This is a genomic window from Salinarchaeum laminariae, assembly GCF_023204835.1.
GTDB classification, from domain to species: domain Archaea; phylum Halobacteriota; class Halobacteria; order Halobacteriales; family Salinarchaeaceae; genus Salinarchaeum; species Salinarchaeum laminariae.
This window is the reverse complement of record NZ_CP096270.1, coordinates 143,573-165,639: the sequence shown is the minus strand read 5'-3', so window position 1 is coordinate 165,639 and position 22,067 is coordinate 143,573. Positions and strand designations below refer to the sequence as shown.

Annotated in this window: 22 protein-coding genes and 1 tRNA gene; 16 read left to right on the top strand and 7 right to left on the bottom strand. The window is 65.0% G+C overall.

Features of this window, described 5'->3' with window-relative positions; translation table 11 throughout:
• The first annotated feature begins 156 nt into the window (after positions 1-156).
• The 4 genes from ahbB to MXF70_RS00875 all read left to right on the top strand — a co-directional run bounded on the left by ahbB (position 157) and on the right by MXF70_RS00875 (position 4,409).
• Complete coding sequence (gene ahbB / locus MXF70_RS00890; protein WP_248516704.1) at positions 157-1,332, top strand: siroheme decarboxylase subunit beta; 1,176 nt, start codon at positions 157-159, stop codon at positions 1,330-1,332.
• Positions 1,329-2,048: a precorrin-2 dehydrogenase/sirohydrochlorin ferrochelatase family protein gene (locus MXF70_RS00885; protein ID WP_248516703.1), complete on the top strand. Its 720-nt coding sequence runs from the start codon at positions 1,329-1,331 to the stop codon at positions 2,046-2,048. The genes ahbB and MXF70_RS00885 overlap by 4 nt, the downstream gene beginning before the upstream one ends.
• 19 nt (positions 2,049-2,067) lie before the next feature.
• Positions 2,068-3,435 carry a glutamyl-tRNA reductase gene (hemA, locus tag MXF70_RS00880; RefSeq protein ID WP_375140823.1) on the top strand — a complete coding sequence of 456 codons (1,368 nt, stop codon included), beginning with the start codon at positions 2,068-2,070 and terminating at the stop codon, positions 3,433-3,435.
• Between the two features lie 95 nt (positions 3,436-3,530).
• Positions 3,531-4,409: an alpha/beta fold hydrolase gene (locus tag MXF70_RS00875; protein WP_248516701.1), complete on the top strand. Its 879-nt coding sequence runs from the start codon at positions 3,531-3,533 to the stop codon at positions 4,407-4,409.
• Positions 4,410-4,430: 21 nt separating this feature from the next.
• Here the strand turns inward: MXF70_RS00875 and MXF70_RS00870 are convergent, their stop codons facing one another.
• Positions 4,431-4,688, bottom strand: a complete 258-nt coding sequence (locus MXF70_RS00870; protein WP_248516700.1) for a hypothetical protein — start codon at positions 4,686-4,688, stop codon at positions 4,431-4,433.
• Between the two features lie 182 nt (positions 4,689-4,870).
• Between MXF70_RS00870 and MXF70_RS00865 the strand changes: the two genes are divergently transcribed.
• The 4 genes from MXF70_RS00865 to MXF70_RS00850 all read left to right on the top strand — a co-directional run bounded on the left by MXF70_RS00865 (position 4,871) and on the right by MXF70_RS00850 (position 9,983).
• Positions 4,871-5,851 (top strand): Gfo/Idh/MocA family protein, encoded by a 981-nt coding sequence (locus tag MXF70_RS00865; RefSeq protein WP_248516699.1) that lies wholly within the window; start codon positions 4,871-4,873, stop codon positions 5,849-5,851.
• Between the two features lie 497 nt (positions 5,852-6,348).
• Complete coding sequence (locus MXF70_RS00860) at positions 6,349-7,494, top strand: poly-gamma-glutamate biosynthesis protein PgsC/CapC (protein WP_248516698.1); 1,146 nt, start codon at positions 6,349-6,351, stop codon at positions 7,492-7,494.
• Positions 7,491-8,846 carry a Mur ligase family protein gene (locus MXF70_RS00855; RefSeq protein WP_248516697.1) on the top strand — a complete coding sequence of 452 codons (1,356 nt, stop codon included), beginning with the start codon at positions 7,491-7,493 and terminating at the stop codon, positions 8,844-8,846. The genes MXF70_RS00860 and MXF70_RS00855 overlap by 4 nt, the downstream gene beginning before the upstream one ends.
• Positions 8,847-8,882: 36 nt before the next feature.
• Positions 8,883-9,983: a poly-gamma-glutamate hydrolase family protein gene (locus MXF70_RS00850; RefSeq protein WP_248516696.1), complete on the top strand. Its 1,101-nt coding sequence runs from the start codon at positions 8,883-8,885 to the stop codon at positions 9,981-9,983.
• A 161-nt stretch (positions 9,984-10,144) separates the two neighbouring features.
• On the opposite strand, the gene MXF70_RS00845 is transcribed toward MXF70_RS00850, so the two are convergent.
• Positions 10,145-10,312, bottom strand: coding sequence for a hypothetical protein (locus MXF70_RS00845; protein WP_248516695.1), 168 nt, complete (start codon positions 10,310-10,312; stop codon positions 10,145-10,147).
• Between the two features lie 481 nt (positions 10,313-10,793).
• On the opposite strand from MXF70_RS00845, the gene MXF70_RS00840 reads away from it, so the two are divergent.
• The 4 genes from MXF70_RS00840 (at position 10,794) to MXF70_RS00825 (ending at position 13,568) form a co-directional block, all read left to right on the top strand.
• Positions 10,794-11,057: a winged helix-turn-helix domain-containing protein gene (locus MXF70_RS00840; RefSeq protein ID WP_259370378.1), complete on the top strand. Its 264-nt coding sequence runs from the start codon at positions 10,794-10,796 to the stop codon at positions 11,055-11,057.
• 51 nt (positions 11,058-11,108) lie between these two features.
• Positions 11,109-12,104, top strand: a complete 996-nt coding sequence (locus MXF70_RS00835) for a hypothetical protein (protein WP_248516694.1) — start codon at positions 11,109-11,111, stop codon at positions 12,102-12,104.
• 374 nt (positions 12,105-12,478) lie between these two features.
• On the top strand, positions 12,479-12,805 hold the full coding sequence (locus MXF70_RS00830) for a hypothetical protein (protein ID WP_248516693.1): 327 nt from the start codon (positions 12,479-12,481) through the stop codon (positions 12,803-12,805).
• Positions 12,806-12,860: 55 nt separating this feature from the next.
• Complete coding sequence (locus tag MXF70_RS00825; protein ID WP_248516692.1) at positions 12,861-13,568, top strand: hypothetical protein; 708 nt, start codon at positions 12,861-12,863, stop codon at positions 13,566-13,568.
• Positions 13,569-14,150: 582 nt separating this feature from the next.
• Here MXF70_RS00825 and MXF70_RS00820 read toward each other — a convergent pair.
• A tRNA-Ala gene (locus MXF70_RS00820) sits at positions 14,151-14,222 on the bottom strand.
• 136 nt (positions 14,223-14,358) lie between these two features.
• Between MXF70_RS00820 and MXF70_RS00815 the strand changes: the two genes are divergently transcribed.
• Positions 14,359-15,501, top strand: coding sequence for an Mrp/NBP35 family ATP-binding protein (locus tag MXF70_RS00815; RefSeq protein WP_259370377.1), 1,143 nt, complete (start codon positions 14,359-14,361; stop codon positions 15,499-15,501).
• A gap of 59 nt (positions 15,502-15,560) precedes the next feature.
• Here the strand turns inward: MXF70_RS00815 and MXF70_RS00810 are convergent, their stop codons facing one another.
• The 4 genes from MXF70_RS00810 to MXF70_RS00795 all read right to left on the bottom strand — a co-directional run bounded on the left by MXF70_RS00810 (position 15,561) and on the right by MXF70_RS00795 (position 18,297).
• A complete protein-coding gene (locus MXF70_RS00810) occupies positions 15,561-15,851 on the bottom strand; it encodes a DUF8036 family membrane protein (RefSeq protein ID WP_248516691.1) in 291 nt (96 codons plus the stop codon).
• A 2-nt stretch (positions 15,852-15,853) separates the two neighbouring features.
• Positions 15,854-16,138: a winged helix-turn-helix domain-containing protein gene (locus MXF70_RS00805; RefSeq protein ID WP_248516690.1), complete on the bottom strand. Its 285-nt coding sequence runs from the start codon at positions 16,136-16,138 to the stop codon at positions 15,854-15,856.
• A 161-nt stretch (positions 16,139-16,299) separates the two neighbouring features.
• Positions 16,300-17,802 (bottom strand): molybdopterin-dependent oxidoreductase, encoded by a 1,503-nt coding sequence (locus MXF70_RS00800; protein ID WP_248516689.1) that lies wholly within the window; start codon positions 17,800-17,802, stop codon positions 16,300-16,302.
• Positions 17,803-18,297: a hypothetical protein gene (locus MXF70_RS00795; protein WP_248516688.1), complete on the bottom strand. Its 495-nt coding sequence runs from the start codon at positions 18,295-18,297 to the stop codon at positions 17,803-17,805.
• Between the two features lie 247 nt (positions 18,298-18,544).
• On the opposite strand from MXF70_RS00795, the gene MXF70_RS00790 reads away from it, so the two are divergent.
• The 3 genes from MXF70_RS00790 to MXF70_RS00780 all read left to right on the top strand — a co-directional run bounded on the left by MXF70_RS00790 (position 18,545) and on the right by MXF70_RS00780 (position 21,776).
• Positions 18,545-19,594: an enolase-like domain-containing protein gene (locus tag MXF70_RS00790; RefSeq protein ID WP_248516687.1), complete on the top strand. Its 1,050-nt coding sequence runs from the start codon at positions 18,545-18,547 to the stop codon at positions 19,592-19,594.
• A 148-nt stretch (positions 19,595-19,742) separates the two neighbouring features.
• Entirely contained in the window at positions 19,743-20,705 is a 963-nt protein-coding gene (locus MXF70_RS00785) for a mannonate dehydratase (protein WP_248516686.1), read from the top strand.
• 243 nt (positions 20,706-20,948) lie between these two features.
• Entirely contained in the window at positions 20,949-21,776 is an 828-nt protein-coding gene (locus MXF70_RS00780; RefSeq protein WP_248516685.1) for a DUF8231 family protein, read from the top strand.
• Positions 21,777-22,067 lie beyond the last annotated feature (291 nt).

Here is a 22,067-nt window from a genome sequence, read left to right as displayed (position 1 = left end):
TTCGTCGTTTCCTCGTTGTGCGTGGCCTCCCGCCGTCTCTGGCATCTCGAAAATCGGATTCTCGCCGTCCAAAGCCTCTCTACGACATGATATCTATCGAGTTGACCCCTCCGGTCGGTCGCACGCCTTATGCCACTCGCTCCCGTTTCGCCGGCCATGAACGCGGAGCTTGCCACGCCCGACCGGGCGATCGTCAACGCTTTCCAGGGCGGGTTTCCCGTCGTCGCCGGCCCCTTCGAGCCGGCGGCCGCCGCTCTCCGGGAGCGTGGCATCGAGATCGACGCCGACGAGCTGCTCGATCGGATCACCGCGATGGACGAGGCCGGTACCCTCTCGCGGTTCGGCCCCCTCGTGAACGCCGACGAGATCGGCGGGACCGCGACGCTCGTCGCGATCCACGCCCCCGAGGAGCGCTACGACGAGGTCGTCGACGCGATCAACGACCGTCCCGAGGTCGCCCACAACTACGCCCGGGAGCATCCCCACCTCAACGTCTGGTTCGTCGTCTCGGTCGCCGACGCCGACCGGGTCGAGGCGGTGCTCGCGGAGATCGAGGCCGAAACCGGGCAGGAGACCTACGACCTGCCGAAGCTCCAGGAGTTCCGGGTGTCGGCGCATTTCCCGATCGACGGACCGCTGGAAGGCGACGGCATCGACCTGACGGACGTCGGAGCCGGTGCGGATGCGACAACCGACGCCAGCGACGACGCGACGGCCGACGGCCTCTCCACAGACGAGCTCGACCTGATCGCAGCGGTGCAGGACGGCCTTCCGCTCACTCGAACGCCCTACGCCGACGTCGCCGAGGAGCTCGGCCAGACGCCGGCCTGGGTGCGTGAGACGCTCGCTCGCTTCGAAGCCGAGGGGAAGATTCGCCGGATCGGGGTCGTCCCGAACCACTACGCGCTGGGCTACTCGGAGAACGGGATGACGGTCTGGGACGTGCCGAGCGAGGACGTGGCCGAGGTCGGCGAGACCGTCGCTGCACTGCCCTTCGTCACTCACTGCTACGAACGCCCGCGTCACGAGGGCGTCTGGCCGTACAACCTCTTCGCGATGACGCACGGCCGGTCCGAAGCCGAGAGCGAGGCCCGCATCGAGGAGGTCAGGAACACGATCGAGGAACTGACCGAGGTCCGGCAGTGGGACACGCTGTTCTCCTCGGAGATTCTCAAGAAGACCGGTATCAACGTCGCCGAGCGCGCGGCGACGGCCGCCGACGAGGCCGGCGACGGCGACTTTGCTGACGCCGATTCTGCGGATGCCGACTCCGCTGCCCCCGACTCCACGGACGCAGACTCCGCGGACCCCGACGCTCCCACCGACGCATGATCCCGCTCGCGCACGATTTCACGAACGAGACGGTGCTGATCTTCGGTGGCGGCAGCGTCGGCGCGCGGAAAGCCCGTCACTTCGCGGTCGAAGCAGACGTCGTGGTCGTGAGCCCGGCGTTCGTCGAGGACTCGTTCGACGACGCCGATCTGATCAAGGCCGTGCCGGACCCAGATGCCGTGCCGGGGTGGGTCGAACGGTTCGATCCCGCGCTCGTCGTCGCCGCGACCGACGACGAGGCGATCAACGAGGCCGCGGCGACGGCTGCAAGGGAGCAGGGCGCGCTCGTCAACCGCGCCGATCGGAGCGCTGCGGCGTCGTCGAAGGGCGCGTCCGCCCCGGACGAGGGTGGTGACGATCGTGGCGACGATTCCGCTGGTGCCGATCGGCCGTTCGACGACGTGGCCGTTCCTGCGACGATCCGAGACGATCCGGTGACCGTCTCGATCTCGACCGGCGGTACGAGTCCGGCGCTCGCACGGGTGCTTCGCCAGCGCGTCGAGCCAGAGATCGAGGGCGCCGGTGCGATGGCCGAGCTGACCGGTCAGCTCCGGGAACGGCTCCGGGCCGAAGACGTCGATACCGAGCGACGGCAGGACGCCGTGCGGGCTGCCGTCCGATCCTCGCGCGTTTGGACAGGTTTACGTGCGGGCGACGCTAATCCGGATTCGATTACGGAGGATCTCCTCGCGGAGGTCCTCGAGGACCCACAATGATGGGGTCGAACCACACATAATGCTCGGGGGATCCGGCGTCATAACGGGTGTCAGCGTGGCTCACGATAGTGCCACGGTCGACGAGATCGCCGAGGCCGGTGCGGAGAGCCAGCGCGCCGAGGTCGCCTGTCTCACCGCTCGCGAGGAGGTCGAGGAGGCGTTCGCGATCCAGACCTGCAACCGTGCGGAGGCCTACGTCGTCACAGCCGACGCCGCGGAGGGCCGGGCCGCCTTCGACGACTTCGCGCCGTCGGTCCGGGAAGAGGCCGTCACGCGACTTGACCACGAGGAGAGCCTGCGGCACGTCATGCGCGTCGCCGCGGGGCTCGAATCGCTCGTGCTCGGCGAGGACCACGTGCTCGGGCAGGTTCGTGAGGCCTATCAGGACGCCCGCGGCGTCGGCGGGATCGGCCCGACGCTCGAGGAGGCGATCACGAAAGCCATCCACGTCGGCGAGCGCGTCCGCACCGAGACCGAGATCAACGAGGGGATCGTCTCGCTCGGCTCGGCGGCCGCCGCCTTCGCCGCCGACGAGGTCGACCTCGACGGCGCCACCGTGGCCGTCGTCGGGGCCGGCGAGATGGGCACTGCCACCGCGAAAGCGCTGGCGAACCGTGGCATCGACCGGCTACTCGTCGTGAACCGGACGGTTCCACACGCAGAACACGTCGCCGCCGCGGTCGACGCCGACGCGAGCGCGCACGGTCTCTCGGCGATTCCGTCCGTTCTCGAGGAGGCCGCCGTCGTCGTCACCTCCAGTGCCAGCGAGGAGCCGCTCATCGACGGCGACGACGCCGCCGGAGCTGCGGAAACGACGTTCGTCGACCTCGCACAGCCCCGGGACGTCGACCCCGCGGTCGACGACCGCGCGTCCGTGACCGTCTACGACCTCGACGATCTCGAAGACGTGACCGATCGCACTCGTCGAAAACGCCGCGACGCTGCGGTCGAGGTCGAGGGCATCATCGACGCGGAGTTCGACCATCTCCTCGAGCGCTACAAGCGCAAACGCGCCGACGAGGTCATCGCCGGGATGTACGAGGGCGCCGAGGCGATCAAGGCCGCCGAGGTTCAGCGTGCCATCGAGCAGGCCGAGGCCGACGGCGACCTCTCCGCCGGCCAGCGCGAGGCGATCGAGTCGATGGCCGACGCGCTCGTCAACAAGCTGCTGGCCGCGCCGACGAGCAGCCTCCGGGACGCCGCCGCCGAGGACGACTGGACGACCATTCAGACCGCTCTCCGGCTGTTCGACCCCACCGTCGAGGGCGGCCCGTCGATCGCAGACGGTGAGACGCCGCCGAACTTCGCTGTCGACGCGACGAACGGCTCGGCGTCCTCCGGGCAGGAGGACGGCGACTCCGCGACGGCACCGATCGACGACGACTGATCTGGACGAGCCAGTCGCGCCTGGAGCCTGACCGCACCGCTTGCGAACCCTGCCGTTTCAGTAGGCTGCTCCCGAACGACGATTCTGTAGCGCTCATGCCAACTGTGACCAACCGCGGCGTCGAGATCGCCTACGAGACCGCCGGCAGTGGCGAGGCCGTCGCGTTCGTGCCGACGCTGGGCTATGGCCCCTGGCAGTTGAGCTGGCAAGTTCCCGCCGTTGCCGGCCCGTTCCGGGCGATCGCGATGGAGCTGCCGGGTACTGGCGAGTTGGGCGGCCCGCTGCCGACCGACGACGCTCCGCCGGCTCCTACCGTGTCGACGCTCGCTGCGCACCTCGAAGCGGTGCTTGCAGACGCTGAGGCCCGACGGGTTCACCTCGTCGGGTGCGGACTCGGCGGGCACGTCGCGCTGGAACACGCCACACAGTACGGACGGGCCCGGTCGCTGACGCTCGTCTCGACGACCCCGGGGCTGCCCGAGGGGACGATGCCTGCTCCCAACGGTGCCCAGTCCGGCGGTGCTCCGGGCGGGGACGACGCTGTCGGTCGCACGGACCGGCTAGTGGACGCACTCTACGCGCCCGCGGACGACAACGCAGCGCTCAGGAGCTCGCTCTCGCACGTGCTCTCTCCCGAGTTCGTCGCCGAGCATCCCGACGTGATCGAGGGGATTACCGAGTGGCGCGCCGAGGAGGACGCCGACCGTGCGGGCTGGGCCGTGCAGGCGCCAGCGTTCACGTCCTGGGAACGGGAGTGGCCACTCTACGAGCTTACCGAGCCGACGCTGGTCGTCCACGGCGGTGCCGACGCCGTCGTCCCGCCAGTCAACGCCGACCGGCTCGCGGAGCTACTCCCCACGACCGAGCGACTCGCGTTCCCCGACGCTGGCCACCTCGTTACCGTCGAGCGATCGCGGCCGCTGAACGATCGGCTGGTCGGATTTCTGGAGCAGTACGCGGCAGATCGCGAGTGAGCCCGGGCGCGTGGTCGTCGATCAGACGGACTCGCGCCGGTCGAAGTCGCCGTCGTAGGGGCCAGCCTCGGTGAGCAGCCGGACCTCCTCGCGCTGGAGCAGTTCGTCGGTCTTCCGGTCGAGCAGTGCGTCGAACGTTCCATCGTCGTCTTCGTGATTCGCACAGAGCTTGCACCAGAAGTGGTGGTTCGTCGGCTCCCAGGAGCGATGGCCCATCGGGCAGACGTACCGCCAGCGGTCGTGGCGGTTCTCGATCTCGATGTCGACGCGTGCGGGCATGATGAGGACCGTTTGGTACGCACCCTAAAGGATGAGTGCCTGAAGTGGAGTGAAAGTGAAGGTGCGGGTGGAGTGCGAGGGGCGGGTGGAGCGCGAGGTGCGGGTGGGAGCGCGGATGGCGGCGCGGCTGCCCGACGCGGCCACGCCGTAGCTTTATCCTCGTCGTCGCCGTCGTTTTGTCCATGGATTTCGGCGTCATCTCCACGGCGGCCATCGGCACGGAGGACGTGATTCCCGGCATCCAGAAGAGCGAGCACTCCGTCGCCGCGATCGCCTCCCGCGACGAGCAGACCGCCCGCACGGTCGCCGACGATCTCGGCATCGAGCGAGCCTACGGCAGCTACGAGGCGCTGCTCGCCGACGAGGGGATCGACGCGGTGTACAACCCGCTTCCGAACGCGCTCCACGCGGAGTGGACCCGCCGGGCCGCCGACCACGGCCTCCACGTCCTCTGTGAGAAACCCCTCGCCGTCGACGAAATGGAGGCCACCGACCTCTTCGACTACTGCGAGGACGCCGGCGTCACGCTGATGGAGGCGTTCATGTACCGGTTCCACCCGCGCACGATCCGCGCCCGCGAGATCGTCGAAATGGAGCTGGGCGAGATCCGCTCCGCGACGGCGTCGTTCACGTTCAACATGCGCTGGCCGGGCCACGAGGACGACATCCGGCTCGAACCGGAGCTCGCCGGCGGCAGCCTGATGGACGTCGGCTGCTACGCCGTCAGCGCGATACGGGGGTTCCTCGGCGAGCCAGAGCGCGTCTACGCCAGTGCAGCCGATACTCGCGATTCGGGCGTCGACACGCAGCTCTCGGGGATCCTGGAGTACGGCGACGGCGTCACCGGTCGGGTCCATTGCGGGTTCGACTCGCCGAACGTCGAGCGCTACCGCGTCGAGGCCGTCGACGGCTGGCTCGAGGCCCGCACCGCGTTCGGGCCCGAAGCTGACGAGTCGGTGGGGCTGACGTGGTCGGTCGAGGGCCGAACGGTCACGGAGACGTTCGACCCGGTCGATCACTACCGGCTGGAAGCCGATGGGTTCGCGGCGTCGATCGAGCGGAAGGAGGGGCCGCTGGTCGACCGCGAGGAAACGCTGGGGAACGCGCGGGTGCTCGACGCACTCGCGAGGAGCGCCGAGCGCGGAGGACGTGTAGACATATAGATGCGTACGTACTCTCGATCGCGTCATACTCGCGTCAGACAATGAAGAAGTCCGTTTCTATGCCTTCTACCTCCTGTTCGTAGGCTTCTGGACGTTTATCCAGTTACGGTACTATAACTGATAGATTTGGATTCGGGTCCGATTCGAGGACGCGGCGTCCACGTTCGACGACCCAGCGCGAAAACATTGTTACAACAAAAACAGCGCAAATTTATGTAGGTCGATAACGTCCGAATGGATGCCGATCCGGAGACCCTCCAACCGATGCACACGCACTGCCACTCGATAGCGACAGGTATCGCTTCGCTGCCGACTCGACCAGGGCTGACCCGGTCGCCACTGACCCGGGCACAGTTGGCCCAGTCCCAGGCGCCCCAGTTCCGGGCGCCCCGGCCACAGTCGCTTCGTTCCCAGGCGTCACAGCCACGGTCTATCCAAGCCCGGGCGCCCTGGCCACGGCACGACGACCGCTTCCCCACAGCGGGTCCCCGCTGACAATGCTGGTCGCGAGTCTCATCGTCTTGCTCGGTCTGGCGTACAGCGTCGTCGCCGTCCAGTTCGCCGACGTGCGGCTGTCCGGCGTCGTCGTGGTCCCGATGACCGCCGTGTACGTCCTCTACGAGTTCTCGATGTTTCCCCTGGCAGTCTTCGGTGTGGCAGTGGCGTACGCGACGATCCTCGCGCTCCGCCGGTGGACGCTCCTCTTCGGTCGGAGTCTCCTCATCGCTGGGATCGTCGCCGGAGCGCTCGTTCCGGTCGCGGCGATCAGCCTTCTCTCGGCGGTGAACCCGACGGGCCCGGTCCACGTGGCCTTCGTCGGAAGCATCCTGCCGGGCGTCGCCGCTTACAACTACTCGCGTGAGGATCGAACCCAGCGACGGCGGGACGTCCTCGCGAGCCTCGCGGGGATCGCGAGCCTCCTCGCAGTCGGCTACATGCTGGTCAATCCGACGACCGGATCGCTGATCGGCACGAACACGCCCGCGATCCTCGTCGGCGAGCACTCCGCAGTCGCAGGGGCTCGCGACGTCGCCGTGCCGACGTACCGGTACGACCCCGCGCTTCCCCACTGGATCGGGACGCTGGGACTGTTGCTCGGGATCGGCGTGACAGAGGGTATCTACGCGCGCTGGGGCGTCCGCCTGACCGGCATGGCGGCGCTCCCGCTCGTCGCGTTGTTCACGCTCCAGTATCCCGCGGCGCTGGCGACCTACGTCGCCGGGATCGCGATCGTGTTCGCACTCCTCAGCGTCGTCGCGCACGCGACGCTCGTCTACGGGCGGGTGCTCCTCTCGCTGGGTATCGCCATCGGGATCGTTCTCGCTCTCGGGATCGGCGCAGTCGGCCCGGCGCTCCCCGGGTTCGTCCTTCTCTTCCTCGGCCTGCTGACCGGCGTCGGTGGCTACAACGTCCACCGCGTGCCGCCGGCCGAGCGACGAGCGGCGCTGACGATCTCCGGCGCCGTCTTCGTCTGGTTCCTCGCCGGCTTCTGGGCGGTGGCGTCGAACCCGGCCGTCGGCCCCACGATCCCCGTGCTCGTCGTCGGTGGGCTGGTGACTGTGCTGGGACTCCGAGAGCTGGTCGTGCTCGAGGAGAGCCGGCCCGCCGATCTCGGCGGTCTCCGCGGAGGTGTCGACTCGTGAGCCGGCTCGTCGAGACGGCCACCCGGCGCTTGCGCTCGCTGCTGGGCCGAGGCAGCCGTCACCGCGATCGGCTCGAGGACGTCGAGATCACGATCGTCGTCTCCGGTGTCCGCGGCAAGTCCAGCGCGACGCGGTATCTCTACGAGGCGTTCGAGCGCCGGGGGTACGACGTGCTCGCGAAGATCACCGGCAACCACCCGAAATGTCTGCGCGACGGCGAGCAACACCCCATCGACCGCGAGGGGTCGGTGACGCTCTATGAAAACGAGCGCGAGCTCCGCGAACACGGCACCCCGGAGGTGCTGATCCTCGAGAATCAGGCGATCAGCGACTACACCAACTGGGTGTTCAACCGCTACTTCGCGGATCCCGACGTCGTGTTGTTCACGAACGTCCGCCAGGATCACCGCGACACGCTCGGGCGCGACCGGACGGCGATCGCCCAGGCGCTGGCGCGATCGGTGCCCGAGGGGACGCGCGTCATCAGCGGCGAGCAGGACGAGCGGATCCGATCGGTGCTCTCCGGCGAGCTGAACCGGCGAAACTGCCCGCTCACGCACGTCAGCCTCCCCGACTCTCGCGAGTCGATCCCCGGCGCCGAGGTCGTCTACGCGGTCGACGCGCTGATCCACAGGGTCGAAGGCGAGCCGATCGGCGGCCGGGTTCTCGAGGGCTACCTCGAGGAGATGGACGTCGAGTGGACCCAGCTTCCCCAGGGCCGCGTGTTCAACGCCGCCTCCGTCAACGACGTGGAGAGCACGGAGGCCATCCGCCGGTCGCTGGCCCGCCAGAACGCGCCGGTGATCGAGCCCGTCGTCTACCTGCGGCGGGATCGACGTGCGCGATCCGACGCCTTCGTCTCCTATCTCGACGCGCTCGCCGAGGACGGGGCGATCGAACGGGCCCACGTCGTCGGTGAGAACACCGATCCGTTCGCCCGCAAGGCCGACTTCCCCGTCGTCGAGAACGAGCCCGACGCCGACGCGGATCGGGTTCTCGACGAGGCGCTCGAGGGCGGCCGGCCGGTCGTCCTGATGGGCAACACCGTCGCTGGCTTCATGCGCGACGTGGAGACCGCGATCGAGGAGCGCGTCGCGGCACGCCAGCAGATCGAACACGGCCCCGCTGCCGGCGACGTCGGCAGCGACGACGCCGGTCCCGACCCCATCGACCTCGACGACATCGACGCGAGCACGGCCGGCGGTGGCAGTGCCCGCGACGAGAAGGACAGTAGCCAAACGACCAGCGACGACGTCGACCGACGGCAGGACGGCGACCGCCCCGGCGGCGAGCGAGGCATCGCCAAGCGACCCAGACCGGCCGGCCCGACCTTCGACGACACCGACGACTGACGACCCGCAGAGCAGTTAGCAATCACATCACGAGACATGGACGACACTACCGACACAGCGGACGACAGTAGCATCGTATCCTCACGACGATCGGTCCTCGCGGCGACGTTCGGCATCCCGGTCCTCGGGAGCGTCGGCGTCGGCGCGGCGGACACGGTCCGACGACTGACCGACTCGAATCTCGCGTCGGCGGAGTCCATCGGCCCCTCCGCGAACGCGGCCGACGTCACGGTCGAGTTCGCGAGCGGCCGCCATCCCATCGACGACGACCGGTACACGCAGATCACGCTCGATCCCGAGCTGCTCGCGGATCTCGACGTCTCCGTCGGCGATCAGGTGCGGCTCCATCGCGAGGACGACCGCGCCATCTACACGATCGCCGCCGCGATGACCGAAGCCGACGCGAAAACCGTGCGGATGAACCGCCGAGCGCGGGCTCGCCTCGACATCGCCAACACGGCCTGGGCGCAGGTCGGCGACTACGGCCAGGGCTGTCCCGAACTGCTCGGCATCTCCGATCTCGTCGACGAGACGTTCGACGCGACCGTCGATCCCGCCGTCGTCAGCGACAGCTCGATCGCCGACGCTCAGGAGAACGGCGAGCTCATCGAGGACAGCGCCGGCGACGGCACCGACCTCGCGATCCTCGCACCCCACGGCGGCGACGTCGAGCCCCACACGGCCGAGCAGGCCAGCGACCTCCACGCCACGGTCGACGCCGACACCAGCGTCTGGCGCGCTCTCGGCTATCGACCAGATGGCGGCGCCTTCCTGCGCTGGCACGTCCCGAGCGACGCCATCAGCCCCACCTCCTTCCCGGAGCTGGAGTCCCTGCTCACCGATGAGTACGACTACGCGGTCAGCCTCCACGGCATCTGCACCAACCAGATTCGCGTGGGCGGCGGCGCGTCCGAGTCGGTCAAGCAGAGCGTCGTCGACGCGATCAACTACCACCTGCCCGCAGATGCCGCCCGGGCCGAGGTGGCCAACGGAAAGTTCTCGGCACGCGATCCCGACGTGCTCGCGAACCGCGCCAGCGAGAACGGCGTCTGGATCGGCCAGCCCGCCGAAGAGCGGACGGAGCACGCCGACGCAATCGTCGAGGCCGTCGCGAGTGCGGTCGCGGACTGGGAGTAGCGCAGCGAGAGTCCCCGCTGCAGCCGATCATTTTTCTTTGCGCTTTCACGGTCGCACTGGACCAGTCCGTAGGAGTGCAGTTTCCCGTGGATCGGTCACGGAGAAGCTGTTTCGGCAGGGAACGCTGGACGAACAGATCGCTGATTCCTGGTGGAACTCGATCAGTCGTTCTCGTCGATCGCGAACTCGGCGTAGGGGTCGTAGCGCGGTTCGCCGTCGACGACCACGATTGCCGCCTCAGGGTAGCGTTCGATCGTCTCGGCGTCGAAGAGCTCCTCGATGGTCACGACTGGAAGGTCGTCGGGATCGCCATGACCATTGTCTGCCATGGTCACTAGCCATTCTGCTTATCGATGTTAATTGCTGTGGGCGATTCAGGGTGCTATGGTGGCGATCTGTGTGGTGGGTTTCGCTTACGCTGTGCCACCGTAACACTTCGACCACCCGCATTCGGGGCAGTACGGGCAGCTGGAGGATTCGCGGACGCGAGGAGCGCCGCAGTCGGGGCACGTCATTGCTCGTCCTCGGGCTCATAGCCTACGGCGAGCGCTGCGTTGGGATTCAGCACGCTCATTAAGACCACCGCGGGGTGAACCGTCTTCTGTACTTCAGGGATGCGTCGTTGGGTCTCGAATACATCCATTCATTGAGTGAGCGTGGGCTGTTGAGTAGGGACCCCTGAAGCTCGGTGAAACTGGAGGTGTTGTTACGTGCCACGGTGGGAACGTAGTCGATGCCAGCCGTCGGGAGGGAGAACTTTTGCACCGCGCCAGGTTCCGCTTAGGGGTCGACAGAATGTGACGGCCTCTGGTGGACTGGATGACGAGAGCAGATGATGCGATTCTGGAGTTTCTACTGAACGAAGTAAACCGGTCGCTCGTAGCGAGTCCATCGACAATAGAGGCAAACATCGAATACGGACTCACCCACGTCCGGCGTCGACTTCGAGAATTGGACGACGGCGACCTTCTGGAGTATTACGACAGGGATCGGGGACTCTACCAGATCACCGAACGCGGTTGTGCTTACCTTGATGGGGAGATCAGTGCCGATGAGCTGAAACGCAACGATTGATCTCCGCCAAAATATTGACATTCACTCTCTTGTAATCTCGGCTCAAATCGAATGGAGTGGTTCTTTTCGACACTGGCTCAAGCATCTGCAGCGATTACAGGCATAATTGTTGCTATCGCCAGCGTCCTTTATCAACTTGAAAAACAGAAATCTAGAGAAAATCAGGAGGTTCTCAAGGAGGAAATGGCTGATTTTCGAGACAAGTACGAAAGAGTCCTCGCTTACATTTGTGGCCAGCTTCAGGGACCTCCTGATACTCATTATGCTCCAGGAAGTCCAAAGGTGGCTGAACTTGAGTCGACACCGGAGGAACTTAAAAAACGGATTATCGAAGAGTCGGAAAACGCCGATCCGGAAGAATACATCCCTTGGACATCGAAAGGATACTGGGCTCTGCCTGTTCTAGCTACCCAGGTTGCGAGAATTCACTGGTTCACTAGCAAAATCGGCCCTACAAGTAATATCTCAGATGGCGGCTTTACGCTAGATTCAAAAGATTACAATAAAATAAAAGAGTCAATTGACTTCCTCTCTAAGGAGACGAAGTATAATTCCAACATGATGAGTCAGTTGACTCATGAACTAACCGAACTCTCAGGTTTTGACCCTGATGAGTCAGAGACGGGGGTTGCCCAGGCCAATATATTTGCAATTAATGCACCTGGGATTTCAGACAACCCGATTCTTGAATGGCTCCACTCTGATCGGGAAGATCACCGATTGATCCCAGAAAGACATACTGGCCGGAACCTATACTCCATTACTGATATATTGATAGAATTGGAGAAGGATTTTAGTAGAGTTGATGCAGCTTGGGAAAATGCCCATACCACCGGCGATTTCCCCCTCATCAAAGTAATTTGGACATCTACTGCTTTGCTATTTTTCGGAGTATTTCTCCCAATAATCTCATTGATTGAAATACCCATCACAGTTAACGTCAGCCAGATTGTCATTTTTTTATATCAGTTGATATTATTGTCTGTTTCCACTATCCTGACTGGGTACCTGGTATACTCAATTTTTGATTATACGGAAGATATGTGATCTTGGTTTGGGATGAACCCCCTTCTTGAGCAATCTAACATTGGGGCTAGCCGCTGATGATTGATGCCTATCTGACCCTCGGATAGTTAGTGATCGACAGTTACGACGTATTCAGGAGCCGCATGACCTCCGACGGATTCTTGTCCCAGTGTTCCTGCCGATTCTGCTTGTCCCCAAGGTAGTGCCGGATTGAGCTCTCGATCGCCTCGGCTCGCGTGTTTGCGGCAGCGCCTACCTCGCCGACGAGATTGACGCCGACAAACTGAAGCGCGACAGGTAGCCGATCGCCAGGGCGGTTCGCAACAATCAAGGTAAATTAGTTTGTGGAGTCGGTCGTGCGATCCCGACGCAACTTCATTGGTGGAATGGTTGGAATGACTGCCCTATTTTCTGGCTGTGCGGGGATTTTAGAAGAAGCAGACAAGGCCGTCAGTGGCGAACTCAAAGTGGTTTCAAGGGACTCGAGAAACACCGCAATGGGGAACGTCGAGATTGGTGCTCAAATTCAGAATACCGGATCTGATTCTAAATCGGGTACGCTGGTAGCTCAGGTTGACGTAGAAGGGGGAGACACCCATACCCAGCGGAAGTCTGTCACCGTCCCTGGCGACCAATTGAGATCCTACACGGTTAGCATCGACATCCCGATGTCCGATTCATTGACCGGCTTCGAGTATCGATACGACGCCTGGATTCAGTAGCCGATCGCCAGGGCGGTTCGCAACAATCAAGGTTCGTTCGTTGGTGCGTGCGGTTATGCGATCACGCCGCGAAATCCTCGGGGGATTGGTCGGATCAACTGCGCTGTTTTCGGGTTGTATTGGAGCATTGCAGAGCGACGGGGACGGCGATTCAGCGGATAATAACGTCCAACGATATACCTCTCCGGTGGGCTCAATCCTCATTTCACCGTCCATAACCACCGTTTCTGCAGAAGTCCAGGTTTCTCTCCTCGATGCTGAAAGTGTAATTGTTGAAAGGAACGGGAGAGAGATCACGACGTTCACGTCGGATACCAATAACCTCAAAGTGGTAGATGAGGACGTGGAACCAGGCGATCTCTTCGAACTCGTTGCAGTATTTCCCGATGGGAGCCGAGAAACAGTGTACGATCGATGCTATGACTGCGAGAACACTGAGGACGACAGCTCGGGTGGAGAAAACACGAACGAGCAGCCAGACCCCTCGGCGAGTTTCTGGTTCGGATCGATGGCTCCTCTGGAGGGGTATCTTGTCGACCTCGACCTCACAGTGGGGCACGCCGAATCGGTGGCGATTTTCCACGAAGGTATCGAGATTGTCGTCTACCAGGAAGGGGGCGAATACGACCTCGCTGGAAACGAGGAGGACGACCGCCCACTCCTCTTCGAGGAAATCGAAACGGGCGACCGGTTCCGCGCAGTCGCCCGGTTCGAGGACGGTAGCGAGGAGCAGGTTGCAGAAGAATTCGCGGTGACCGGATAACGCCGTCCGGAAAGTAGTACAAGTCGGACGGAATCCGAGACGATCATGTCGCCCACCGCCCCAAACGCCTATCTATGGGACCGAAGCTGAGCGGTTAACGGGCTACCCGGACATGAATCACCGCGGGCACGACAACCGAGACGACAAGAAGGTCTGGCTCAGCCAGGCCGACGTTGCACAGCTCCCCGATCGCCCCGACGCACCCAAGAGCACCTCGCTTTCGCATCGGTGCGCGATAGGTCTTGGACTAGGTAGCGGTGCGGGCAAGAGCATCCGCGCGAACGCAATGAGCGCGGTTCTCTCGCTGTGAGCGTAGCGAGCAGCGAGGGCGTCGTTTTTCCCCAAGTTTTTGCGACCGAGTGGTTCCCGCAGCGTCCGCGCGAGCGAAGCGAGCGCGGGCACGATAGTCGCAGCCTGCGCAGGAGCGAAGCGACGAGCAGGAACGTCTATCGGCGAGCCTTCGGCTCGCGAGGAAACCCGAGGGAGTAAAAAGTGGAATGGACTCGCTGGGACTGAGCAAACGCGAAGCGTTTGCGAAGGTCAGCGAGTTCACTGACGAACGAAGCGTAGCGAGTGAGGAAGTGGACTCGCTGGGATTTGAACCCAGGGCCTCTTCCTTGCGAAGGAAGCGATCTACCGCTGATCTACGAGCCCGCAGCCCATTCTACAACCGGAATAGCACTTGAGGCTTCCGTTCTCTCATTGTAGTGCCACACTGCCCCACCGACGCGACGCCCACAATCTCACCAGACGACAAGCCTTATCGCCGCTTCGTCGCCTATCCCGACGCATGAACGAGGAAGCGGTGCGGGAGCGGCTCGCGACCGTCGAGGACCCCGATCTCGGGGACGACATCGTCTCGCTCGGGCTGGTCAACGACGTCGAGATCGAGGGCGACACCGTCCACGTCTCGCTGGCACTGGGTGCGCCCTACTCGCCGACGGAGACGGCGATGGCGGCGAAAGTCCGCGAAGCGCTCGCGGACACGGAGCTGACCGTCGAGCTCGACGCCGAGATCCACGACGGGAGCGGGGGAACGGAAGAAGATATTCTGCCGGGCGTCGAGAACGTGATCGCGGTCGCCTCCGGCAAAGGTGGCGTCGGGAAGTCCACCGTGGCGGTGAACCTCGCTGCCGGGCTCGCGGACATGGGCGCGGAGGTGGGGCTCTTCGACGCGGACGTCTACGGGCCGAACGTCCCGCGGATGGTCGAGGCCGACGAGCCGCCGCGAGCGACGCGCGACGAGACGCTGGTTCCGCCCGAGCAGTACGGCATGAAGCTGATGAGCATGGCCTATCTCGTCGGCGAGGACGACCCCGTCATCTGGCGGGGACCGATGGTCCACAAGGTCCTGACCCAGCTCTGGGAGGACGTCGAGTGGGGCTACCTCGACTACATGGTCGTGGACCTGCCGCCGGGTACGGGCGACACGCAGCTCACCCTCCTGCAGTCCGTGCCAGTGACGGGCTCGGTGATCGTGACGACGCCACAGGACGTGGCACTCGACGACGCGCGGAAGGGCCTCGAGATGTTCGGGAAGCACGAGACGCCAGTGCTGGGCATCGCGGAGAACATGTCGACCTTCGTCTGCCCGGACTGCGGCGGTGAGCACGACATCTTCGACGCCGGCGGCGGTGAGCAGTTCGCTGACGTTCACGAGATGCCGTTCCTGGGATCGATCCCGCTCGATCCTGCGGTTCGGGAGGGCGGCGACGACGGCCGGCCGATCGTCCTCGACGAAGACTCCGACGCCGCGGCGGCGTTCGGCGAGATCACCCAGCGCGTTGCGAACAACGTCGGAATCGTCCGCCGCCGCGGCGTCGCCGACGCGGCGGAGGCTGCGAAAGCTGCGGAGTCCGCAAAGGCAGAGGCCGAGGCGAGCGAACCGTCGGCCCCTGCGACGCCCGAGGGTCCCGACGACGCTGCGGAGTAACTGCGCAGTTACGGTTCAAGCATCCGTTTTCCCGACCGATCGACTCGCTGGAGGGGACGTTACTGCAGCGTCGCCCAGGCCAGGAACGCGAGCGCGACGAACTGCATTGCCCGGAGCACCGCGACGGCGGACTGCACCGTCGAATCGGCGGCGTAGAGCATCTTCATGCTGAAGAAGAAGTAGATTGCCACGCCGTTCTCCGCGAGGAGGACGAGCCCGAACACGAGCAGCCCGAGCACCAGCGGGGTGCGGAACTCCCGGTAGTTCTTCGCCCAGATTGCCGTGAGCACGGCGAGCACTGCGATGTTCAGCGTGGAGACCACCGTGGCGACGAGGAGTGGGTCGACCATGCTCACTCCTCACCTCTCGCGGCGTCGAGGATTTCCTGGAACGTCTCCCGGTGGGCCTCGAACTGATCGGTCAGGAAGTAGAGTGCGCCGTACCCCTCCTGGCCGCACTCGACGACGTCGTGCTCTTCGAGTTTGTCGAGGTGGTGAGTCACGGTGTTGTAATCCATCTCGATGGTCTCAGCGAGCTGATTGGCGTTCCGTGGCCGTTCGTCGATCGCGCGGACGATCGCCACGCGGGTCGATCCGCCGCGGGTGCCGACGAACAGGTACCACAGCGCCTGCTCCATACACGTCTCGCCTCGGGCGTTCACGGTCGGGGATGATAGATGCAGGGGGTCTCGGTTGCACGGAAGTGGCCTGGCGTTCGTGGCTGGCGGACGGCGGGCCTCCGCGGCCACCCGTGATTCATCCGCTCCAGCGACGATTCGTCCGACCAATACTGCCCCAGTCACGGGTTCACCGTCTTGCTGACCCAGCCGCTCGGCCCGGAGGGGAACGCGTCGCTTCGCTCCTGTGGCTGGCGATTTCCCTCGCCGTCGATCGTGCGGGCGACGACCTCGTGCTCGGCGTCGGCCTCGTAGCGGTAGCGCCACTGCCGCGTGACGTCGTCGCCGGGCGGCGGATCCGCCAGCTCGGCGTCGTTCCAGGTCTCGCCGCCGTCGACGGAAACCTCGACGCGATCGACGCCGCGGTCGCCGGCGTAGGCGTGTCCGCCGACCTCGAGGCGGCCGTCGTCGAGCTCGTTCGCGGGATCGGTCCAGATCTTTGCGACGCCGGGGACGCGGGCGTGGCCGTTCCAGCCGGCCTCCTCGTAGAACCCCTCGACCGGATCGTCGGTGGCGTAGATCGTTTCGATCCACTTGACGTTTAGCTCGCCCCACGTTCCCGGCAGGTGGATTCGGGCGGGGAAACCGTGCGTTCGGGGGAGCACCTCGCCGTTCATGCCGTAGGCGAGGAACCCGTTCTCGAGGGTCTCCACGGGGACGCTCGCGACGTAGCCGTCGGCGGCGTGCATCTCGACGTGGCTCGCTTCGACCCCGGCCTCATCGAGGAGTCTCGAGAGCGGGATTCCCGTCCACAGCGCGGTGTCGAGGAGGTCGCCGTTGAGCGAGTCGCCGATACACCGGAGCGCGACGAACCGGTCCTCGGCGGGTCGATCGCGCAGCTCCTGGTAGTCGATTTCGACCGTCTCCTCGACGCTGCCGGTGATCGAGAGCGTCCAGCTCTCCTGATCGACGATCTCGGGCGCGGTGTTCTTCGAGACCGTGTAGAACCCCCCGATCTCGCTGATCGGCGGCTGGACGCCCTCGATCCCGAGGCTCGCGGCCTGGGCAGCTTCCACGCGCTCGCGGAGGGATTCGGCGTTGGCGGGACCTTCAGCGTCGATCGCTCGCGCCTGATTCGTCACGTAATCGCCGAGCACCGACGAGATGATTCCGACGCCGAGGAGGGCGCCGATCACCCCGACGGCTTCCCGGCGACCGGGATCGACCTGCAACGGCTCGCCCTTGCCGTCGAGGCCGACGCGGGCACCGCTCTCGCCGACGGCGACCGGGATGCCGACGCCAACTGCGACCGTGACCGTCTGGAGCGCGTTCCCGGTCAGGTACGCGGCAATTGCACCCGCGAGAAGGGCCGAAAACAGGGCACCGATGAGTAGTCCTTTCGGACGCCGATAGCCGAGCAGCAGTCCGAACGCTGCGATGGCGGCCAGCAGTGCGAACGCGAGTACCAGTGCGCCGAGCACCTGTAGCGTCTCGGCGGTCGAGCCAAGCTCCTGGATCGCCCAGTTCATCGCCGCTGCGGGCGTCCACTCGGTGACGAACTCGGAGACGACGACGGCGTAGTACTGACTGGTCCAGCCGCCGCTCGCGTAACCGAGCGCGAGCCCGGCGAGGCCCGCGACGGTCGCGAAAAAGGCCGTCCGCTTCGGCTGGAGTGGTGTGGTCATCTATTCTTTCGTGACGTAGATGCCGATGCCGCCGAGCACGACGAGGCCGCCGATCGCGATGGCGCCGATGTTCCTGAGCGACAGCGAACCGTCGCTGGAGTCCGCCGAGTCGTTCATCGCGTCGTCGTTCATGTCCTCTCCGTCCATCTGACCGTCGTCCATTCCGTCCTCGCCGCTCATGTCACTGTCGCCGCTCGTGGAATCGTTCCCCATACTGTCGTCGTCCATCGAGTCGTTCTGCATGGAACCGTCGCCGTCCATCGAGCCGTCGTCGCTCATCGTGTCGTTCCCCATCCCGTCATCCATCGACCCGTTCTCCATGCCGCCATCGCTCGTGGAGCCATTCTCCATTCCACCATCTGTCATCGATCCGTTCTCCATCCCGTCGTCCTGTGCCGCCGTGGCGTCCGGTCCCGCGGCGAGCACGCCGCCAGTGAGCGGAACCGCGATCGTACACAGTACAACCAGACAGACCAGCAGTGCGCGTCGTGTCATTACGATCGGTGCTGCAACTGGATCGGGGAAAAGTAATTTTCAAGATAGGTTCGGAGTCCGTCCCGACTCCATTCGGAATCGTTCTAGAATTCGGTCGGAATCAGCCACTCTCCGTTCCCTCCGTTCGCTCAGTCACTCAGCCCCTTCCAGTCTCCGCAGTCCGTTACGGGCGGCCCTCCGGGCGTGGAAGCGACCGCTCGAGTGCCCACGCAACAACGGTTAGGTACCCGGCGCAGCAACGGGCGGTATGGACGGTTACGAGGCGCTCGCGAGCCTGCCCGTTTCGATCACCGACTGCGAGCTCCGACGGCTCGAGGGCGAGACGACCTCCGACTTCACGCGCGTTTCCACAGAGATTCGCCTCTCGGGGAAGGGCCACGTCGGCGTCGGCGAAGACGTCACGTACGAGACGAGCCACCACGATGCGCTCCAGCGAACCGGCCCGCCGCCGCTCGAAGGCGAGTGCGACGTGGGCACCTTCTCGGAGATCGTCGGCGATCTGGATCTCTTCCCCGACGACGAGCCCGATAGCGAGGAGTTCCGACACTACCGACGCTGGGGGTTCGAGAGCGCCGCGCTCGACCTCGCGCTCAAGCAGGCCGACGAAACGCTCGCGTCGGCGCTCGACGCCAGCTACGACCCGGTTCGGTTCGTGATCAGCACCCGGCTCGGCGAGCCGCCGACGGCCGATCGCGTCGAGACGCTGCTCGCCGAGGACCCTGCTCGGGAGTTCAAACTCGACGCCACGGCGGAGTGGGAAGACGATCTGGTCCGGACGCTCGCCGACACCGGTGCCGTCCGCACCGTGGATCTGAAAGGCCACTACGAGGGCACCGACGTCGACAACCCCGGCGATCCAGAGCTCTACCGACGCGTGCTCGATGGGTTCCCGGACGCGGTCATCGAGGACCCGGCGGTGACCGACGAGACGGAGCCGGTGCTCGCCGATGAGTGGGACCGCATCGCCTGGGACGCGCCGGTTCACGACGTGAGCGACATGGCCGAGCTGCCCGAGACCGGCTGGCTGAACGTCAAACCCTCCCGCTTTGGATCGGTCGAGTCGCTCTTCGAGGCCTTCGAGCATTGCGCCTCGGCCGGCATCGACGTCTACCTCGGCGGCCAGTTCGAACTGGGCGCCGGACGGGAGCATCTCCACGCGCTCGCGTCGCTGTTCTGTCCCGACGCTGCGAACGACGTCGCGCCGCGTGGCTACAACGATCCGGAGGACGACGGGTCCGTGCCCGCGAGCCCGCTGGAGCCGCCGCGATCGCCGGACGGGCTCGAGTGGTCCGGCTGAGTTCTCAGATTCCCACTGCCCACGGCTGTCGCGGTTCTCTACTCTCTCCGCAGTCGCCGTTCACTTTCACAGCTTCCACCTTCACAGCTTCCACCTTCGCAGCTTCCACCTTCGCAGCACTGATACCCGGGCGCGCGCCAGAATCGATATGGTCGAACTCGCCCTCGTCATGCCGCCGGAGCCGGACGATCGCTGGGACCTCGCCAAACAGGTCGGCGTCGACACCGCCGTCGTCCACGCCCTCGAGATCGGCGACGATCGGACCGAGTGGAACCACGACCGTCTCCAGGGGATGCAGAACTGGTTCCAGAACGCCGGCATCGAGATCGGCGTCATCGAGGGATCGGTGCCCGTCACCGACACGACGCGGCTCGGTCTCGAGGGCCGCGACGCCGAGATCGAGCAGTTCAAGCAGTTCCTCCGGGACTGCGGCGACCTCGGCATCGATACCATCTGTTACGACTGGATGGCCGGCATCCGCTGGGCGCGCACGAACGTCACGGTCGAGGCCCGCGGCGGCTCGCTCACCAGCGAGTACGACGTCGCCGACATGCCCGGCACCTCCCCGCACGAGGCCGCGAACGTGACTCACGAGGAACTCTGGGCGAACCTCGAGCACTTCCTCGAGGAAGTCGTCCCCGTCGCGGAGGAGGCCGGCGTCACACTCGGACTCCATCCCGACGACCCGCCGCGCGAGGACGTGAAGGGAATCCCGCGGATCGTCAACAGCGTGGAAGCCTACGACCGCGTGCTCGACGTCGTCGAGTCGGAGTACAATGGGATAACGTTCTGTCAGGGCAACTTCGCCGCGATGGGCGTCGACGTCCCCGAGACGATCCGGCATTTCGGCGACCGGATCAACTTCGCCCACTTCCGGGACGTTCGCGGCGACGCGGACGCGTTCGTGGAGACCTGGCACGACGACGGGCCGACGGACATGCTCGCGGTGATGGAGGCCTACGACGACGTCGGGTTCGACGGCCCGATCCGCCCCGATCACGTCCCGACGATGGCCGGCGAGGACAACTCGAACCCCGGCTACCACACCAAGGGCCGGCTCTGGGCGATCGGCTACATGCGTGGACTGCTGGAGTCCGTCGGCGAGAACTGAGCGGCCTGCGGGGTCGAACTCTCGGTCTCTCGATCTACGTTTTTCTTGGTCCCTTCCTCGCCTTCTGGTTCTCTCTACCTCTCTCGTTGGTCCTCCGCCTCTCACTCTGGCCTCGCAGAGTCTCCATAGCCCCACGACCACCCCGGCAGCCCCCGGTATACGGGGCCGGCAGTCGCACCGGCAGGTGGCGATTGGGAGGTCGAAAGGCAACGGTTTTACCCGGGGGTAAGCAATTCGGCAGACATGCAAGGTCGTGCAGCGGCGGTCTATGGGCTGGTCTTTCTGCTCGTCGCCGCGGGCGCGTTCACGTACGCTACGGTCGCCGAGCCACCAGAGCCCACCATGGACAATCCCGATCAGAGTGCGGCCCAGGGTGAGATGGTCACGCTCGGTGATCGCGAGTACGAGGTGACTGGCTTTGGCTCCCAGCGCGGGCAGCCGACTGCCAAGCTCGTCTGGACCGACGAGGAAGCGCGCTCGTCTGAAGAATGGACCCACGCAGCGGAACCGGGCGGAACGACGGTCACCTACGAGAACAGCTCGTACTGGGTGCGGATCCCCCAGACCGCCTCCACGAACTCCTTCACTCTGCTCGAAACCCCTGGTGAGGACAGCAACGTCTCCGTCTTCACAGACGGCGACGGAAACTGGATCGTCAACGACGGTGGCAACTACGTCGATCTCGAGAACTACGACGCCTTCGAGCGCGTCGACGTCGAGAACGGCTCGATGCTCACCACCGGCAGCGGCAACGAGTCCCGCGACGTTCGCGTCGACTCCGTGACCAACGATAGCGTCTCCGTCAGCTGGTCGGATCCGGCCGAGGTCGAGCGCATTGCGCGACAGACCTCTCGCTCGAACATCAACGGACAGAACCTCACTGTCCACATTCCCGGTGATGGAACGGTCGACATAGCGACCTCCGTGTCCGGCATCGACGCCTACCTCGAGCAACACGAGGACAAGAACGACTTCGAGACCAGGATGGACGGGCTGACGCTCGCGAGCGTCATCAGCCTCGTCTCCTTCATCGTGCTGATCGGGATGGCCTTCCTCCCGCGCAAGGAATAACGCCGTTCGGGAGGTCTCGGTTCTACTGCGATCGGCCGCTGCGTTCGTTTGTGCTCGATCCGATTACTGAGTATTGCAACCGCTGACCGTGGAGTGACATGGACAGCGAACCGCTTGGAAGCCCCCTCCCGCTCGACCTGCCGCGGCTCGCTGCGCGCTTCGCTCGGCCTTCGGCCTCGCTGCAGTGCTTGCGTCGTCGGGGCAGGGTCGAGCGGTCGGCCCCTTCCAGTCCCACCAGGAGAATTTGGGCAGGTCTTCACCCGGCAGATCGCGCCAGGGAGCGGTAGCCGG

What these genes read in the sequence shown, in the direction of transcription:
- ahbB (WP_248516704.1), top strand. Translation starts at nt 157, where the DNA reads ATGAACGCGGAGCTTGCCACGCCCGACCGGGCGATCGTCAACGCTTTC.
- MXF70_RS00885 (WP_248516703.1), top strand. Translation starts at nt 1,329, where the DNA reads ATGATCCCGCTCGCGCACGATTTCACGAACGAGACGGTGCTGATCTTC.
- hemA (WP_375140823.1), top strand. Translation starts at nt 2,068, where the DNA reads ATGCTCGGGGGATCCGGCGTCATAACGGGTGTCAGCGTGGCTCACGAT.
- MXF70_RS00875 (WP_248516701.1), top strand. Translation starts at nt 3,531, where the DNA reads ATGCCAACTGTGACCAACCGCGGCGTCGAGATCGCCTACGAGACCGCC.
- MXF70_RS00870 (WP_248516700.1), bottom strand. Translation starts at nt 4,688, where the DNA reads ATGCCCGCACGCGTCGACATCGAGATCGAGAACCGCCACGACCGCTGG.
- MXF70_RS00865 (WP_248516699.1), top strand. Translation starts at nt 4,871, where the DNA reads ATGGATTTCGGCGTCATCTCCACGGCGGCCATCGGCACGGAGGACGTG.
- MXF70_RS00860 (WP_248516698.1), top strand. Translation starts at nt 6,349, where the DNA reads ATGCTGGTCGCGAGTCTCATCGTCTTGCTCGGTCTGGCGTACAGCGTC.
- MXF70_RS00850 (WP_248516696.1), top strand. Translation starts at nt 8,883, where the DNA reads ATGGACGACACTACCGACACAGCGGACGACAGTAGCATCGTATCCTCA.
- MXF70_RS00845 (WP_248516695.1), bottom strand. Translation starts at nt 10,312, where the DNA reads ATGGCAGACAATGGTCATGGCGATCCCGACGACCTTCCAGTCGTGACC.
- MXF70_RS00835 (WP_248516694.1), top strand. Translation starts at nt 11,109, where the DNA reads ATGGAGTGGTTCTTTTCGACACTGGCTCAAGCATCTGCAGCGATTACA.
- MXF70_RS00830 (WP_248516693.1), top strand. Translation starts at nt 12,479, where the DNA reads ATGACTGCCCTATTTTCTGGCTGTGCGGGGATTTTAGAAGAAGCAGAC.
- MXF70_RS00825 (WP_248516692.1), top strand. Translation starts at nt 12,861, where the DNA reads ATGCGATCACGCCGCGAAATCCTCGGGGGATTGGTCGGATCAACTGCG.
- MXF70_RS00815 (WP_259370377.1), top strand. Translation starts at nt 14,359, where the DNA reads ATGAACGAGGAAGCGGTGCGGGAGCGGCTCGCGACCGTCGAGGACCCC.
- MXF70_RS00810 (WP_248516691.1), bottom strand. Translation starts at nt 15,851, where the DNA reads ATGGTCGACCCACTCCTCGTCGCCACGGTGGTCTCCACGCTGAACATC.
- MXF70_RS00805 (WP_248516690.1), bottom strand. Translation starts at nt 16,138, where the DNA reads ATGGAGCAGGCGCTGTGGTACCTGTTCGTCGGCACCCGCGGCGGATCG.
- MXF70_RS00800 (WP_248516689.1), bottom strand. Translation starts at nt 17,802, where the DNA reads ATGACCACACCACTCCAGCCGAAGCGGACGGCCTTTTTCGCGACCGTC.
- MXF70_RS00795 (WP_248516688.1), bottom strand. Translation starts at nt 18,297, where the DNA reads ATGACACGACGCGCACTGCTGGTCTGTCTGGTTGTACTGTGTACGATC.
- MXF70_RS00790 (WP_248516687.1), top strand. Translation starts at nt 18,545, where the DNA reads ATGGACGGTTACGAGGCGCTCGCGAGCCTGCCCGTTTCGATCACCGAC.
- MXF70_RS00785 (WP_248516686.1), top strand. Translation starts at nt 19,743, where the DNA reads ATGGTCGAACTCGCCCTCGTCATGCCGCCGGAGCCGGACGATCGCTGG.
- MXF70_RS00780 (WP_248516685.1), top strand. Translation starts at nt 20,949, where the DNA reads ATGCAAGGTCGTGCAGCGGCGGTCTATGGGCTGGTCTTTCTGCTCGTC.